This window comes from Nocardioides pacificus (assembly GCF_054775955.1).
On record NZ_BAAHCI010000005.1, the window covers coordinates 1730278 to 1746385 of the forward strand.

At 70.1% G+C, this 16108-nt stretch carries 11 protein-coding genes; 7 read left to right on the forward strand and 4 right to left on the reverse strand.

From position 1 onward, the window contains the following. Window positions 1–38: 38 nt before the first annotated feature. Entirely contained in the window at window positions 39–1523 is a 1485-nt protein-coding gene (locus ACYU7L_RS10940; RefSeq protein ID WP_460796193.1) for an HNH endonuclease signature motif containing protein, read from the reverse strand. Between the two features lie 404 nt (window positions 1524–1927). On the opposite strand from ACYU7L_RS10940, the gene ACYU7L_RS10945 reads away from it, so the two are divergent. Beyond that, a complete protein-coding gene (locus tag ACYU7L_RS10945; protein WP_460796197.1) occupies window positions 1928–3142 on the forward strand; it encodes a glycoside hydrolase family 6 protein in 1215 nt (404 codons plus the stop codon). Between the two features lie 27 nt (window positions 3143–3169). Further along, window positions 3170–3979, forward strand: coding sequence for a thioesterase family protein (locus ACYU7L_RS10950; protein WP_460796202.1), 810 nt, complete (start codon window positions 3170–3172; stop codon window positions 3977–3979). 10 nt (window positions 3980–3989) lie between these two features. Here ACYU7L_RS10950 and ACYU7L_RS10955 read toward each other — a convergent pair whose 3' ends face one another. Beyond that, window positions 3990–5510: a hypothetical protein gene (locus ACYU7L_RS10955; protein ID WP_460796204.1), complete on the reverse strand. Its 1521-nt coding sequence runs from the start codon at window positions 5508–5510 to the stop codon at window positions 3990–3992. A 414-nt stretch (window positions 5511–5924) separates the two neighbouring features. Here ACYU7L_RS10955 and ACYU7L_RS10960 point away from each other — a divergent pair, with 414 nt between their 5' ends. Beyond that, window positions 5925–9200, forward strand: a complete 3276-nt coding sequence (locus tag ACYU7L_RS10960; RefSeq protein WP_460796206.1) for a hypothetical protein — start codon at window positions 5925–5927, stop codon at window positions 9198–9200. 247 nt (window positions 9201–9447) lie between these two features. Here ACYU7L_RS10960 and ACYU7L_RS10965 read toward each other — a convergent pair whose 3' ends face one another. Beyond that, window positions 9448–10488: a hypothetical protein gene (locus ACYU7L_RS10965; RefSeq protein ID WP_460796209.1), complete on the reverse strand. Its 1041-nt coding sequence runs from the start codon at window positions 10486–10488 to the stop codon at window positions 9448–9450. Between the two features lie 77 nt (window positions 10489–10565). After that, window positions 10566–12041, reverse strand: a complete 1476-nt coding sequence (locus tag ACYU7L_RS10970) for a thrombospondin type 3 repeat-containing protein (RefSeq protein WP_460796211.1) — start codon at window positions 12039–12041, stop codon at window positions 10566–10568. 188 nt (window positions 12042–12229) lie between these two features. Between ACYU7L_RS10970 and ACYU7L_RS10975 the strand changes: the two genes are divergently transcribed. Genes ACYU7L_RS10975 through ACYU7L_RS10990 form a run of 4 tightly spaced genes read left to right on the forward strand, consistent with a single transcriptional unit; the run spans window position 12230 to window position 15958 of the window. Further along, window positions 12230–12913, forward strand: coding sequence for a (deoxy)nucleoside triphosphate pyrophosphohydrolase (locus ACYU7L_RS10975; protein ID WP_460796213.1), 684 nt, complete (start codon window positions 12230–12232; stop codon window positions 12911–12913). Between the two features lie 10 nt (window positions 12914–12923). After that, window positions 12924–13838: an N-acetyl-1-D-myo-inositol-2-amino-2-deoxy-alpha-D-glucopyranoside deacetylase gene (gene mshB, locus ACYU7L_RS10980; protein ID WP_460796215.1), complete on the forward strand. Its 915-nt coding sequence runs from the start codon at window positions 12924–12926 to the stop codon at window positions 13836–13838. 2 nt (window positions 13839–13840) lie between these two features. Further along, on the forward strand, window positions 13841–14179 hold the full coding sequence (locus ACYU7L_RS10985; protein ID WP_460796217.1) for a DUF6113 family protein: 339 nt from the start codon (window positions 13841–13843) through the stop codon (window positions 14177–14179). A 9-nt stretch (window positions 14180–14188) separates the two neighbouring features. Then, window positions 14189–15958, forward strand: a complete 1770-nt coding sequence (locus tag ACYU7L_RS10990; protein ID WP_460796219.1) for a VanW family protein — start codon at window positions 14189–14191, stop codon at window positions 15956–15958. Window positions 15959–16108: the final 150 nt, after the last annotated feature.

Consider the following 16108-nt stretch of genomic DNA (forward strand, 5'->3'; position numbering starts at 1 on the left):
CAGCGCCCGACGTCGAGATCCCCCGTGTTCTCGGGGTGCTATTCGCGGCGTGGTCGGTGTCTGACCCAGTCGGGTGGTTGGGCTGGTGGTCGGTCGGGGTCTCGCTGTCGCCTTCTTGGCGGCGGCTGGAACTCCGGCAGCCCATCGCTGGGGTTGAGCCTGACTTCCCAGGGCGTGTGGTGGATGGTGCGGTGGTGGTGTCCGCACAGAAGCACCATGTTGTCCAACGACGTGGGGCCGCCATCGGCCCAGTGGGTGATGTGGTGGGCGTGGCACATCACCGGCGGCCGGGTGCAGGCGGGGAACGCACAGTGCCGGTCGCGGACGACGAGGGCCCGCCACAACGCGGGGGTGACCAGTCGGTAGGCCCTACCGACATCGAGCTGCTCACTCGGACCCCCGAGGGCGATCGGGATGATGTCGGCATCACACGCCAGCCGGCGGGCTGTCGCGGCGGAAATGACGAGTCCTTCGTCGGTGACCCCGAGCCCGGCGGTGAGGTCTGCGGCCAAGCCGGTGGTGGTGCCGGTGTGGTCGAGGCCGAGCAGCGGCCAATCGATGTTGCCCTCGGGCGTCGCAGGCGCGGTCCGGTTCAGGTGGCCGACCAGAGCTTGGTAGTCGATGGTGACCGTGACCCGGGGCCTGGCGCCGTGGCACTCGGGGGCCTGGTCGGTGTCCAGCCCGTGCTGAGCGTTCTGAATCAACGCGTCCCACAAGCGTGCGCCGTGATCGCGGGGATCGATCACCTCACCACTACAACCGCCATCACCGGTGCCGTTCTCCTCACCGGAGTCGAGCGCGGGTTGGGGCTTGGTGAGCGGCAGGAGTGCTGCTCTGAGGATGGCGGCGTCCTCGACGGAGCCGCGTCCTTTGAGGCGGACGCCGCCGGCGCCGTCGTCGATGATGGAGAGGAACCGGTTGAGGTGGGCGGCGCGTTCCTCGCGGTCGAGGGCCTTCTCGAGATCGCGTTCGGTGCGCTCAGGGTCGATGACGTGGATGAGGTGGCGGGCTGCTTTGGCGAGCTCGGAGGCATCCAACACCCCCGCCTCCGCGAGCAGGAGTGCCTCGGCCTCGGCGCGGAGCTGGGGGTTGGTGGGGAGCTGCTCGATGGCGTCGACGATCACGGCCGCCTGTTCGGGCGAGACGTCCCCACGTCGTAGGGCTTCGAGGGTGGCGCGGCGCTCACCGCGCAACAGGCCGGAGTGGTCGACCGCGCGTTTGCCTTGGGCGCGGCGCAGGCCGGCGAGGTGGGTGAACCAGTCCCCGGTTGAGGCCCACGCCAGCTCGGTCTTCGCCGCGGCACGCGCGTGGACCTCGGCCAACAACTCGGCCTCGACGGCGGCGAGGTGAGCGCGGAGAGCTTCGAGGGCGGCGACGCCTTCGAGGAGGTCATCGCACGGGCGGGTGGCCCACAGCACGGAGTCCAGCCCGGTCAGGGCATGGTCGGCCAGACCGACCATCCCGACGGCGCCGCCGATGGCACCGGGTCCGGTGTCGTCGGGGGCGTTCGGGGTGGTCGCCATGCAGATCACTCAAACAGGTGCCACCGACATTGACCCCTGGTTTGACCTGGTCTGGTCTCGGATTGTGGACAACATTCGAAACTTTTTCTGGCGGCCCATCAACTGTCCACAGGGGCGGGTTGGAGATGGGGGTCTCGACGTCGGTTGCTGCGCAACCTGCTCGACCAACGAGCGGGGCGGCGCAACCTGCTCGACCAACGAGCGGGGCGGCGCGGCCTGCTCGACCAACGAGCGGGGCGGCGCGGCCTGCTCGACCAACGAGCGGGGCGGCGCGGCCTGCTCGACCAGCGAAGGGGCCGGCCTGGTCCGGGTGTCACCGGCCCGTAGCCCGTCGCGAGCGCGTGGATTTCCGGCACGTCTGAACACTGTTCGCCGGGCCCTCTCGTCCTAGCCTTCTTGCCATCATGAGATCTGTCGTCACCCGTCGCCCGCTGAGCTCTCGGAGCTGGGCGCTGTCTGCCCTCGCCGCCGCGGCCGTCGCCCTCGCCACCCTCGCCGGATTGCCCGTCGAGTCCTCGTCGTCCGCCGCCTCCGCGGCTGTGACTGACGTCCGGCTCGCTGCGTCCTCGTCGCGGACGGAGGTGTGGCAGACCCCGGAGAAGGCGTACGCCGAGAACCCGACCAACCCGCTGGCCAACCGCATGTGGGGGGTGTACGACGGGCCGCAGGACCAGGTCTACGCGCCGTACCAGCGCGCGTCGGGCACCACGAAGCAGCTGCTCGGCAAGATCGCGCTGCGTCCGCGGACCAAGTGGTACGGCTCCTTCGTCCCCGACGGCTCCATCAAGAAGAGCGTGCAGAGCTACATCGCGGCGTCGCAGGACGGCAACCCGTCCAAGCTCGTGCAGTTCGCGGTGTTCCGGATGGAGCCGTGGGAGCACGAGGCGTGTGAGCGGCGCTCCACCAAGGCCGAGAAGACCAGCTATCGCCGCTGGATCCGCAACCTCGCCTCGGGCATCGGCAAGACGCCGACGCTGGTCGTCATGCAGCCCGACGGCCCGTTCCTCTTCTGTGCCCCCGACCGGGCCGCGAAATCGAGCTTGCTGACGTTTGCGACCAAGACGCTCAGTGCGTTGCCCAACACGGATGTCTACATCGACGCCGGCGCAGCCGACTGGTGCGAGAACGACCGCGGCAACGACCCCGCGCGCTGCGCCCAGATCCTCAAGAGCACCGGCATCCGGTATGCCCGCGGGTTCGCGCTCGACTCGACCCACTACACGGGGCCGGTGGAGAACATCGTGCACGGCTCCAAGATCGTCGACATCCTGAAGCGCGAGGGCTACGGCGCCAAGCACTTCATCATCGACACGGCCAAGTCCGGTCGCCCGATGAGCTGGAACGACGTCATCCCGGCCGTGCGTGGGGGACTCAAGGACAACGCCCGCACGTGCAGCACCATCACGATGACCCGCTGCGTCACCCTCGGCATCCCGCCGACGGTGCGCGTCGCGGACGCCCAGTGGGGGATGAACAGCTCGGTGCGTGCGCTCGCGGCGCGCAACGTCGACGGCTTCGTCTGGTTCGGTCGGCCCTGGCTGGAGAACCAGGCCGCCCCCTACATCGCTCGTCGGGCGCTCGACATGGCCCGCACCACGCCGTACCCCGGGCCGAAGTAGCAGGCGACACCTGCCTAGAGTTCCGCCATGCCCTCTGAGTTCGACCGCGACATCGCCGTCACATCCATCGGTCCTGGCGAGCACGACGCCCACCTCCACGCCGGCTGGTCGGTGGGGGAGGGGATCAACGGCGGCTACCTGCTGGCGCTGATCGGCAACGCGCTGCGAGCGACGGTGCCGGGCAAGCCGGACCCGATCTCCGTGAGTGCCTATTATCTGTCGGCCTCCACCGCGGGGCCGGCGGCGGTAACCACGCGGGTGCTGCGTGACGGGGGCAGCATCGCGACGATGTCGGCGGACCTGCACCAGGGTGACGACGCACGGATCAGCGTGCTCGCGACGTACGGCGATCTGTCGGCGCTGCCCGACGACGTGCGTACGACGGCGCAGGAGCCGGCCATGCCCCCGCCGGAGGAGTGCGTGTCGACGCGCGACTCCCCGGAGGAGATGCGCAAGGCCGCGCCGCTGATGGAGCGCTTCGACATGCGCATCGATCCGGCCTACATCGGCTGGGCGGTGGGCGACCCGTCGCACGAGGGGGCCCTGCAGGCGTGGTTCCGCTTCCCCGACGGTCGTGAGCCCGACCCCATCTCGCTGCTGCTGGTCCTCGACGCGCTGCCGCCGGTGACGTTCGACCTCGGGATGCCGGGCTGGGCGCCGACGCTCGAGCTGACCGCGCACATCCGGGCCACGCCCGCGCCGGGGTGGCTCAAGGTCCGCCACGCGACGCGCAACATGGCGGGCGGGATGTTCGAGGAGGACTGCGAGATCTGGGACTCCACGGGACGGCTTGTGGCGCAGAGCCGGCAGCTGGCGCGGCAGCCGCGCTCGAGGTAGCTCCAGGGCCTCAGGCCGGCAGCGTCTCCGGATCGTGCAGCGCCGGGCCGAGCATGCGCCACCAGCTGGCGGCCCGGCGGTGCCACTCGGAGTCGCACGTGGCGAGCTCGTCGAGGGCGTTGCTGCCGGACATGCCGACCGCGAACATCGCCGAGTGTCGGATGGCGGGGATGTCGGTGACCCGCGCGCAGTGGGCGATGCTCGTCGCCTCTTGAGGGTCGAGGGTCACGGGGCTCATCCCGAGGGTGAGCAGCGCCCGGGACTGCACGGGTGCGCGCGATTCGGTGAGCGCCAGCTCGGCGACCTCGGTGCGCCGGCGGCCGTGGCCGACGAGGGCGAGGACGCCCCAGGCGCGGGCGGCGACGAAGTCGTTGGGGTCCTGGGCGAGCTGGAGACAGCAGTGGGCCACGGACGCGGCATAGGGGCTGGCTGCCAGGAGCAGTCCGGCCTGGATGCGCCGGGTCTTGCGGGAGTGGAAGAGCGCCTCGCGGATCAGCTGCTGGAGCATCGGGTCGGGTTCGGCGGCATGGGGCGCCGGGGTTTCGGCCTGTACGGCGGTGGCGAGGCCGCGCGCCACGGTGCGGGCCACGTCGACGGGCACCAGCTCGCCGCTGTCGCGCGCCCACTCGAGGGACTGGACCATGCGCGGGTCCTTGAGGCTCTGGCGGACGCGCTGGAAGGAGTCGAGAGGAAGCTGCACGGCGAGGTCGATGGCGTCGAGCCCTCGCCGGCCCCCTGATCCGCCGGAAGTGGTCCGCAGGCTGTGGATCGCGTGCCGGACGAGGATCTGGGTCTCCTCGGGGGAGAAGTGGTGGCGGGCGAGCTTGCCGGCCGCGACGCTCTGCGCTCCGGAGCTGAGCACGCGGTGCTCGCTGGTCATCAGGCGCAGGACGAGGTCGCTGGCAGCCTTGTCCTCGATCTCCTGGAGCAGGTTGAGGGTGGGGATGACGACCTGGACGTCGGGATGCATGAGGTGCTCGCCGAGTGCGCGGAGCATGTAGCGGCGGGCGACGGGGTGGGCCATCAGCAGCGAGGCGGCTTCGTAGCGTCGTACGTAGGAGGCGCCCACCGACCGGGTGAGGTCGGCGACCAGCGAGGCGGAGAGGTCCATCCAGCTGCGCTCGGGGAGATAGACGCGGTCGTAGCGCGACAGCTCGACCGCCAGCGACAGCCAGTCGCCACCGCTGGCGCCGCCGACCTCGACGATGCCGATCAGCTTGTCGAGGTCGTCCTCGGCCCCAGCCAGGGACGGGGGAGTACGACGGGCGGCGGCCTCGGTGCCGAGCGCGCGCTGGAGGCCGCGGGCGACGGCGAGCAGCGCGCCGGAGGGTAGGTCGAGCGCTCCTTCATAGGCGACCACTACAGAGTCGGCGATGGGCTGGTTGCCGGACTCCCAGCGGCTGAGTCGCGACGCGTCCGAGGCGACTCCCTGCTCGTGCAGCCGCTCGAGGAAGAACTCGCGCCGCGACATCCGCTCGTCGGGGGACAGAATCCGCGAGACCGCGAGCAGCCAGGCCAGCCGCTTCGGCACGGAGATCGTCGCCGATGTGATCGGACTGGTGTCCTCAGGCAGTCGCTGTGGCCGTCCACGCCGTCGGCTAACACTCATGAAGCTGTGGTCCCCCTGACCAGTCATGTCCGAGCTCACGCGCGCGTGAACTCTAGAGCAGCAGGCGGGGTGGCCCCGAACGCCCTGTGCTCCCGCTCGGGACACCCCCTGGTCCCAAGGTCAACGCGCGAGAGTACACACCGGTTACGTCCCCGAAACATGTTTCTTGCGCGTTTTGCTTCGAGTTACAACAAGCCCGCAAGCGTGTGGGCTGAGACCTTAGTCTCCCTACTGCGCACGAGCGGGAACTCGTGAACACTGCGCGCCCTCTCTGGGTGCGCACGCGGACGGGGATGAACGACTCCGGCCGTGAATAACACTCCGGAAGGAACAGCAATGAACAGCAGCGGCATTAAGCGGGGGCTGGCGACGACCGCCATCACCGCTCTGGCGGTGACGGGTCTCCCGTTCTTCGCCTCTTCGGCTTCGGCAGAGTCCCTTGCATCTGGCACGACGGCGACGGAGCTCCTGTCGCCCGCCGGCACGGACGACGTCTCCATCAAGAACGACGGGCAGAACACCACTGTCAGCCTCGTCGCCAACGCTCCGGCGGGCGCCGACAAGGTCGAGTTCACCTACACTCCGGCCGGCGGTACGGCGCAGGTCATCGGGTCGGCTACGCGTAGCGCCAATGGTCAGTTCGCCCTCGAGTGGACCCCGGCAGCGGCCATCTACAACACCACCGTCACTGTCACCGCCCAGGGCATGACGAACCAGAATGTGGCCGTTGGCGCCCCCAGCGTTGTCACCGGCGTGGTCGTCTCCACCACCGCGGAGTCCGTCGAGCTCAACTCGAACGACTCGGTGGGCTTCTATCTCCCGAACAATGGCTCCACGGCCGGAACCGCGATTGTGTCCGGCACGACGTCGTCCCTGACTGTCGACCCGACCATCGCGACCGTCGAGGGTGGCACGGGCGCGGGCACTGTCGAGATCGCTGCTGCGACCGCCGGCGCCACCAGCCGCGCCTTCAAGGCGACTGTCCCGGTCACCTCCACGCTGCTTGATGAGACCGGCACGAACGCGCTGAACCAGTTCGCGGTTCGCTCGTCCGTCGGCGGCACCAGCGACGCCCAGGCCTTCAACGCCTACAAGCAGACCATCAGTGGCCTGACCGCTACGACCAAGCAGGCCCAGGTTGCTGGCGCCACTGGCACCACCGAGGTCACTGTCACCGTGGTGGACCAGAACAACAAGCCCGTCGCGGGCGCCGCTGTTGCTGCTGCCGGCGGCACAGGCAATGGCACGCCCTCGAACGGCGGCGTGACCAACGCCAGTGGTCAGGTTGTCTTCACCGGCGTCACGGTCGGTGCGCACAAGTACTACGCGGATGACAACGCCAACGGTGCGTACGACAACGGCGCCGAGTACGCCCAGGACGTGACCATCACGTCCTACACGGCTGCTCCCGACTCGATCGCCTTCGCCTCGAAGGACGGAAACGCTTTTGACGTGGACGAGGTTGCCGCTGGCGACCTCCAGGTGACGGTCAAGGACCAGCAGGGCAACCCGATTGCTGCGACGGTCCAGTACGCGTGGGACTACGTCCCCTTCAAGCCGACCGACACGGACAAGGCGCGGACCTACACCATGCCCGCTGCTTCGGCTGGCACCGACGGTAAGGCCGAGATCGCGCTCCCCGCGACCGCTTCCTTCCTGCCGGGTGGAACGTTCACGCTGAACGCGTACGTGAACCGCGATAACACTCCCGGCCAGGGCACGGGCGACCTGTCCATCGCGCCTGCCTCCCTGAAGATCGGTGAGTCTGACGTCGTGTGGGGCGAGAAGTCGCCCGCACAGCGCAAGGCTGGCACCGTCCAGGAGTTCGCTGGCAAGCTTCAGCTTGCTGACGGCACCACCCTGGGTGGTCGCGACCTGGCGATCACTCTCGACACGACGCCCGCCGGCAACGACGCGATCGTCTCCGCGCAGGCCAGCCAGCCTGCCGGCACGACCCGCACGGGTGCGGAGTCGGCGACTGTGAAGACTGCGTCTGACGGTTCCTTCGCCATCTCGCTGACGGACCCCGCTGTTACGCCGGCGACCGGCCAGACCGACGAGCTCGGTGACGTTCTCACGGCGACTGGCACCGCCGGTGGCGTGGGCGTGGACGCGACCGAGGCGCTGACTGTCGACTGGCTGGTCAACGCGACTGTCGCTTCCGTTGGTCTGACTGCGGACGTCGACACCACGGCGGGTGAGAACGACTCCTACGAGGAGCTGGTCGACAACGTCGCGACGCCGGGTCGTCCCGTGACCTTCCAGGTCCGCGTGACCAACAAGGCTGATGGCACTGGCACCCCGATGGCGAACCAGACGGTGACCCTCAAGACCGACAACGGCTTCTTCACCACCCCGGCTGCCACCGAGGCTGGCCTCGTTGCAGAGCCCGCTAAGGCTGCGGGTGGTCTGTACGGCTCCTGGAAGGACCTTGGCAAGGAGACCACGGTCACCACTGACGCCGACGGTAAGGCGTGGGTGACGGTGGCCATTGGTCGCGACTCCGGCTTCGATGACGACGGCAAGGTCAAGTCCACGATCTCGGCCACGACGGGCGGTGTCTCCAACACGAGCCCGATCACCGTGGACTGGACGTCGAACGACGCGCTCAACCCCGGCTCTGTCGAGGTTGCACTCGCCGACAACCAGACCGTCGAGTCGCTGCCGAAGGCGCCCACGACGGAGACGGTGAAGTTCGACGTATTCACCAAGGACCAGTTCGGCAACCTGACCGCGGAGAGCGTCACGCTGTCCGAGAACGCTGCCAACGCTTCGCTCAGCAGCCTTTCGGTCACGTCGCAGTACCTGGGCGACGCCCCCGCCGTCACCGCGTCCGGCACTGGCGCTGGCGACATGACCGTGACGGGTTCCTGGACCAACGCGTCCAACGTGTGGACCGACAGCGACGCCGTTCTGGCGGGCTTCCAGGCTCAGCGCACCACGGCCACCAAGACCGTGACCGACGAGTCTGAGACCGTCTCTTGGTACGTCGTGGACTACACCGCGTCTGAGTACTCGATCAGCCACTCCGGCGGGGCGACCCAGCCGGTGGGCAGCACGGTCACCACGACCTACAAGGCTGTCGACCAGAACGGTGAGCCGATCCAGGGTCTCAGTGTTCGGTTCTTCCGCACCGGCCCGGACGACCTCCAGGACGGCGACGGGAACACCACCGCGACCACCAACGCCCAGGGCGAGGCGACCTACGTCTACCAGGGTGCCAAGGCGGGCACGGCCACCGTTACGGCAGTCGTTCGCGACTCCGCTGGCGACCTGATTCCTGAGGCCCGCCAGACGGACACCGTGACCTTCGGCGCGGAGGAGATCGAGCCGCCCAAGTACATCAAGGTGGACCTGAGCGGCCCGAACAACGGGCGCAAGCGTGACGCTCTCCGCGTCACCACGACGCCTGCGGCCGGCGGTGCTTCGGCTCAGCTCTACCGCGTCGCCAACGGCGGTCGGGTGCTGATTGCCACGAAGAACCTGTGGAGCACCGGCAAGACCACGTTCCGCGTGCGCGACACCAACAAGGGTCGCTTCACCAAGTACGTCGTCCTGGTCCGTGCGACCGACGCCACCCGCCAGGGTCGCGCCGTCACGCGCGTTCGCTGATCTAGCGACGCTCTGCTAGGGCAAGGCCCCGGGGCGGTGTTCGCACCGCCTCGGGGCTGAACCCCGGCCCACGGGGGTTAGCTCCCGCGGCCCCCGGTTCCACAACTTCACAAGTCGGGACACACAGACGCGGTCCGGGCCATTCTCTGTTCGCCGCTGCGCGAGAATGGTCCGGACCGCCCTGTTGAATCTACACAGTCGGCCGCCCTGCGTGATGCAGGGGCGGCCGTTTTGCGTTCCCGGCGTGTCAGGAACGGGTGACGTGCGGGCGCGCAAGCCCGCAGATCCACCGGCGACGCGGGTGCTCCGTGACCGTCCAGAGCAGGCCGGTCTCTGGCCACCACGTCAGGTCCTCAGGACCGAACGGCGTCGCCCGACGGCGCCGGCGCATCGAGCCCGGCTCCCCGACGTACACCGAGCCCAGCCCCCAGGGGCCGTGCGACGTGGTCGCGTAGAGCTCGCCGTCCGCCCGCACCGCGCCCTGCATCCCGGCCACGCCAGTGGTCTCGACGCTCAGCGGATGCGTGCGGCCCTCGGCATCGCGCCAGGGGAGGAAGCCCGCGTCCAGCGGGAAGCGCGCCAGGCGCCGGGTCTGCTTGCGTCTGCCGTACTCGCCCACCAGCAGCTCCGCCGGCGATGTGCTCCGATCCAGGCTCAGGAACGAGTAGCGCAGCCGCTCCACCCCCTCCGCGGTCTCGGCCCGGTGGGTGAAGCGCACCGGCAGCACATAGCGATAGCCGAGCGTCTCGGCCGCGTGCGCGTCCGGCACTCGCAGGATGTCGTCCACGTGGAAGGTGTGGAAGCCCGTCGCCGTCGCTGCGACGTGCAGCCACGAGCCGGCCCAGACGATGCCGCCCGCGTGCATGCTCAGCGGGACGCACCCGGCAGTTTCGCCGTCGAGGGTCGCCGTGACCAGCAGGACGTGGCGATAGCGCCGCGTCGTCGGGTCATAGAAGCTGATCCGCGAACCGTGCTTCTCGCCCCTGGTCTCCTTGGCATACCAGGTCGTCACGAAGTGCTCCCGCCCACCGGCAGAGCCCCACGAGATGCCCTGCGGCCACCACTGCGGGTCGCGTCGGTCGGCGGCGTCCCAGGTGAAGACGCGGCGTACGGCGCGGCCGGGCGCCCACGTGCGGCGTCCCTGACGGTTGAGGTCTGCAGTCACGGCGTCCACGCCGACCCGCCCGCCGTACCGAGCGGCCAGCGCGTCGATCTCGGCGACGTGCTCGTCGCCCCGTCGCAGGCGCAGGTCGGGCACGGGTGCGCTGTCGGTGACTGAGTCAGGCATGAAAGAACCGTAGTCACCGACCCCAGGTCGGTGGCTACGGCTCGTGGGCAGTCAGAGCGTGCGGATCGGGCTCCGGCTCAGCGTCCCGGACGCAGGGGGTTGCGGCCCTTGCGGACCTCCCGACCGTCGCTCATCCCGTCACGGTCGGTGTCCTTCTTGCGCGGGTTGGTCTTGTAGCGCTTGACCTCCGCACCGTCACGCAGACCGTCGCGGTCGGTGTCCGCACGCCGCGGGTTGGTCCCCAGCCGGCGCTCGCGAGCGTCGGTGAGCCCGTCCCTGTCGCGGTCGCGCTGCTTCGGGGGGTCGGGGATGGTCGGCGTGCCCGGGGTGGTCGGCGGCGTCGGCGGGAGAGTCGGGTCGGTGGGCGTGGGCGCCGGGGACTTCGGGTCGAGCGGGTTCGTGCCGGCGGCGACCTCCGCTCCGTCGACGTGGCCGTCGCCGTCGGTGTCGGCCTTCTTGGGGTCGGTGCCGAGCAGCTTCTCCTGGGCGTCCATGAGGCCGTCCTTGTCGGTGTCGACCTTCGCCGGGTCGATGCACTCCAGGCCGCCCACCGGGGCGGTCGCGCTCACGCTCATCGGGAAGATGTCGCCCTCGAGGAGCGTGACGCCCAGCAGAGCGACCTTGACGTGCAGGGCGCTCGCGCTGCCGGACGCGGCGGTGGCGCTGACCTGCTGGGTCAGACTCCCGGTCGAGATCTCGGCCTTGAGCAGCGGATTCTCCGGCAGCGCGAACGACTGCGCACCGTTCGCCGGGATAGGCACCGGCTGACCGGCCATCGTCGCGGCGACCGTGGGCGGCGTCCACGTCACCCGCCCGGGGGCGGTGCCATCGGCGTACGCCGTGAGCTCGGGGCGGCTCGCGAGCCTGACCACCAGCTGGCCGCCGAACATCGAGAAGCTGCCGGCCGAGCCCTGCACCCGCGACTCCACCGCGCGGGCGTCGTAGTCACCGGGCGTCGACGACGCGACCAGCCGGGTGGTCTCCGAGACCGACGCCCCTGCCGGCCAGGAGAGCAGCGACAGGCTCGGCGGCTGGGGGAGCGGGAGAGGAAGTGGCAGGGAGGGAAGCGTGATCGACCCGAGCTCGACGCCGGCCGTCGTCACGCTCGACGACGTCAGCGTGGTGCCCGCCGGCAGGCAGGTGTCGTCGCCGGCCCAGCGCGCGTGCGCGCTCGTGGACGACGCGCCCACGCTGCCGAACCCGGGGATCGCACCACCCGGGGTCGCGTCGCTCACGGGGGCCGCGTTGTCCGCGGCCGAGGCGCTCTGCGTGACGCGCGGGAGTCCCGGAGGCAGCTGGCCGGCCAGGCCCGTGCCGCCCAGCACCGCCGCGCTCGCACCGGTGCGCGGCGACCCGGAGGAGGTGACGCTGCCGGTGACCTCACCGAGCGCCACGTCGGCCAGCGACGGCAGCCCCGGGAGGCTGATCGCGCCGAAGCTGACGATCTCGCCCCGGGCGCTCGCGGCGTACGGCGCCGGCACCGGGTCGGCGTGAGCGGGGGCGGCGAGACCCAGCGAGAGCGCGGATGTGGCGAGAGCCGTCGCGACGAACATGTGAGAAGCCGGACGGGCCCTGCGTGGGCGAGCGATCATGAGGGGTCAGCCCTTCGGTGTGACGGTTGAGACCTGGCCCGGATTCTCTGGACCCCGCGTCGCCGGCATGGTGTTGTTGCGACAGCCGGGACCCTCGACAACAAATCGGTGCAGGAAGGAGCGAGGCCATCAGCGAGCCCCGCATCCCCGTGGTCGGCGCAGCGATCGTGCGCGGTCGCCGCGTGCTCGCCGCGCGCCGTACCTCCCCTGCGGCCGCGGCCGGACGCTGGGAGTTCCCCGGCGGCAAGGTCGAGCCCGGCGAGACCCCGGACGACGCCATCCGCCGCGAGGTCGCCGAGGAGCTCGCCTGCACCGTCCGCGTCATCGGCTGGCTCGCCGGTGTGGTCCCGATCGGCCTGACCCACGAGCTGGAGGTGGCCGTCACCGAGCTGGTCGACGGCGACCCCGTGCCCGGTGAGCACGACGCCGTGCGCTGGCTCGCCCCCGAGGAGCTGGGCGACGTCGACTGGCTCGAGCCCGACCGGCCGTTCCTGCCCGAGCTGGGGCGGGTGTTGGCGGCGATCGGCGGTCCTCGGGAAGAATCGTCGGTCGTGAGAGGCATCTTCTTCGAGGAGGACGACGCGCGCGCCGCTGTGCGCGTGCTGTCCGGGGCTGGATACGAGGCCGAGGTCGTGCGTGAGCGGCTGGCCGGCGAGGACGACGACGAGGACCACCCGTGGGCAGTGCTCAGCGATGCGCCGGAGGCACGGCTGGAGATGGTCGTGGACGAGTACGACGGGTGGCTGGACCGGGGCGACGAGCCGGCGACGCCACCCATCGTCCTGCCCACCGCCCCCAAGCGGGTGAAGCGGCCGGATCGGCTGCCCGACTAGGCTTGCCTGCATGACGCAGACTCCCGACCAGCGACTGCTGCTGGTGCACGCCCACCCCGACGACGAGTCGATCGGCCAGGGCGCCACGATGGCGAAGTATGTCGCCGAGGGGCGGGGCGTGACGCTGGTGACCTGCACCGGCGGCGAGATGGGGGAGATCCTCGTCCCCGAGCTCGAGCACCTGGCCGCCGACAAGGAGGACCGCCTCGGCGAGCACCGCAAGGGCGAGCTCGCCGACGCGATGGCCGCGCTGGGGGTCACCGACCACCGCTACCTCGGCGGGTTCGGGCGCTTCCGCGACTCCGGGATGAAGTGGCACGAGGACGGCCACGCGGTCGCCGCCGACGACATCCACGCCAACGCCTTCTGGGCCGCCGACCTCACCGAGGCCGCCGACGAGCTGGTCAAGGTGATCCGCGAGGTCCGCCCGCAGGTGCTGGTGACCTACGACCAGTTCGGCGGCTACGGCCACCCCGACCACATCCAGGCGCACCGCGTCGCGATGTACGCCGCCCAGCTCGCGGCCGTCGCGTCGTACAAGCTGGAGCTGGGGGAGCCCTGGGACATCGCCAAGATCTATTGGGGCGCGATGTCGGAGAGCCGGATGCGCGCCGGCCTGCGAGCGCTGCGCGAGGCCGGGGACACCGCGTCGTTCGAGGGGATGGACCCCGACGGGCCGCTGCCGCACTTCGTGACGCCCGACGACCTGCTTGCCGCCGTCGTCGACGGCACCGACTACTTCGAGCAGAAGATGGCCGCGCTCAAGGCGCACGCCACCCAGATCACCGTCGACGGACCGTTCTTCGCGCTGTCCAACAACGTCGGCAACGAGGCCTGGGGGCTGGAGTTCTTCCGGATCGCCAAGGGCACCCAGGGTGAGCTGAACGACGAGGGGTTGGAGACCGACCTCTTCGCCGGGCTCTGAGGGTGGAGCTCCTCGCTCGCACTGGACTCGCCTTCTATAGCCTGGTCGCCGGCCTGCTGACCAGCCTGTCGCTGGTCGCGCTGCACAGCCGGTGGTGGGGGATGTCGCTGGGACTGGCGGCGACCGTCGCGATGCTGGTGGCGACGCCGCGCGTCTGGTGGGGGCGACCCGCGTTCTGCCTCGGCTGGATCATCATCGTGGCCCTGGTGATGACCGGCCGGCCGGAGGGTGACTTCGTGCTCGCCTCGGACACCTCGGGCTACCTCGTGCTGGTCAGCGCCTTCGTCGTCATCGTGTGGGGGCTCGCGACGATTCCACGGCGGGCCAAGCCTCCCGCCTAGGATGGCGCGGTGACTCCTGACCCCGCCACGACCACGAACGAGAGCAAGGGGGGACGCGTCGTCGTCCTCCTGGTGCTCGGGCTGGTCCTGCTCTTCGGTGCGCTGTATGCCGCCGCCTATGCCTTCGCCGGCGCCAACGTGCCACGCGGCACGACGGTGTCCGGCGTGGAGGTCGGCGGGATGAGCAAGGAGGCAGCCCAGGACGAGCTGGAGGAAGAGCTCGGCGAGCGCACCAGCCGCACGATGACCCTCGACGTCGACGGCCGCACCCAGCAGGTCGCGCCCGACAAGGCAGGCCTCAGTGTCGACTACGCCGCCTCCGTCGCGGACGCCGGCGCGGAGCGCAGCTGGTCGCCGAAGCGACTGTGGGACTACTACACCGGCGGCGACGACCTCGACGCGGTCGTGGAGACCGACGACGAGTCCGTCGACGCGGTCATCGAGCGGCTCAACAAGGGAGTCGGCACGCCCCCGGTCGAGGGCGGCATCGCCTTCAAGGGCGGCAAGGTCAAGGTCACCGAGCCCGTCGTGGGCGAGGCCGTCGACCCGGAGGAGACCCGCGACGCCCTCATGGCGGCGTACCTCTCCGAGGACGGGCGCGCCGAGCTGGAGCTGCAGCCGGCCCCGCCGGAGGTGGACGAGGCGGACGTGCAGGAGGCGCTCGACGAGTTCGCCAACCCGGCCGTCTCCGGGCCGGTGACGCTGGTCTTCGACAAGAGCAAGGTCGACCTGCGGCCCGCCGACATCGGCAAGGTCGTCACGATGGTCGCCGAGGACGGCGAGCTGGTGCCCGAGCTCGACGAGAAGGCTCTGACCGCGCGGGTCAAGGGCAAGGTCGGCGATGCCGGCGCGCCCGTCGACGCCCGGATCGAGTTGGTCAACGGCAAGCCGAAGGTGATCAAGGGCAAGCCCGGCGTCGACTACGACCCCGCGGACATCAGCGACGCGTTCCTCGAGACCGTGGTGGCGCCGTCCGGCCAGCGCGAGATCGAGGTCAAGGCCTCGGTCGTGGAGCCCGACTTCACCACCGAGGACGCCCGCGCGCTGAAGATCAAGGAGCGGGTCTCGACGTTCACGACCTACTACCCCTACGCCGAATATCGCAACACCAACATCGGCCGCGCCGCCGAGATCATCGACGGCACCGTGCTCGAGCCGGGCGAGGTCTTCTCGATGAACGACATCGTGGGGGAGCGCACCCGCGAGAACGGCTTCACCGAGGGCTTCATCATCAGCAACGGCATCTTCAAGGAGGACCTCGGCGGCGGCGTCTCGCAGATGGCGACCACGCTGTTCAACGCGATGTTCTTCGCCGGGCTCAAGGACGTCGAGCACAAGCCGCACTCGTTCTACATCGACCGCTACCCGGTCGGGCGCGAGGCCACCGTCGCCTGGGGCGCGGTCGACCTGCGCTTCGAGAACGACACCGACTACGGCGTGCTGGTCAGCGCCAAGGTCTCCCCGGCGAGCTCGTCGAACCAGGGCGCGGTGACGGTCAGCATGTACTCCACCAAGATCTGGGACATCGAGAGCGTCACCGGCGAGCGCCACAACTTCACCCAGCCCCAGACGCGGACGCTCGACACGCCGGACTGCTATCCCAACAGCGGGTACGCCGGCTTCGACATCGACGTCACCCGGATCTTCAAGGAGCCCGGCTCCGGCGAGGTCGCCAAGCGCGAGGTCTTCTCCACGACGTACACGCCGTCGGACTCGGTGGTCTGCAAGCCGCCGCCCGCGCCCGGTGGCGGCGGCGGTGGCGGCGGGGGCCGCAACTGAGCGTGACCGGCTGCTTGCGGTAGCCCCTGCCCGCTCCTCGGGTCGTGTGCCCGAGCACGCGCCATCGCGCGCTCTAAGGCACACGACCCACGGCTGGGACGGCGGCGCGGGGCGCAGCTGAGCGTGACCGCTGTCACGTCGGCTCGTTGA

Bases quoted from the DNA above. Each gene is read 5' to 3' on its own strand.
- ACYU7L_RS10940 (WP_460796193.1), bottom strand. From the start codon at position 1,523: ATGGCGACCACCCCGAACGCCCCCGACGACACCGGACCCGGTGCCATC.
- ACYU7L_RS10945 (WP_460796197.1), top strand. From the start codon at position 1,928: ATGAGATCTGTCGTCACCCGTCGCCCGCTGAGCTCTCGGAGCTGGGCG.
- ACYU7L_RS10950 (WP_460796202.1), top strand. From the start codon at position 3,170: ATGCCCTCTGAGTTCGACCGCGACATCGCCGTCACATCCATCGGTCCT.
- ACYU7L_RS10960 (WP_460796206.1), top strand. From the start codon at position 5,925: ATGAACAGCAGCGGCATTAAGCGGGGGCTGGCGACGACCGCCATCACC.
- ACYU7L_RS10965 (WP_460796209.1), bottom strand. From the start codon at position 10,488: ATGCCTGACTCAGTCACCGACAGCGCACCCGTGCCCGACCTGCGCCTG.
- ACYU7L_RS10970 (WP_460796211.1), bottom strand. From the start codon at position 12,041: ATGTTCGTCGCGACGGCTCTCGCCACATCCGCGCTCTCGCTGGGTCTC.
- mshB (WP_460796215.1), top strand. From the start codon at position 12,924: ATGACGCAGACTCCCGACCAGCGACTGCTGCTGGTGCACGCCCACCCC.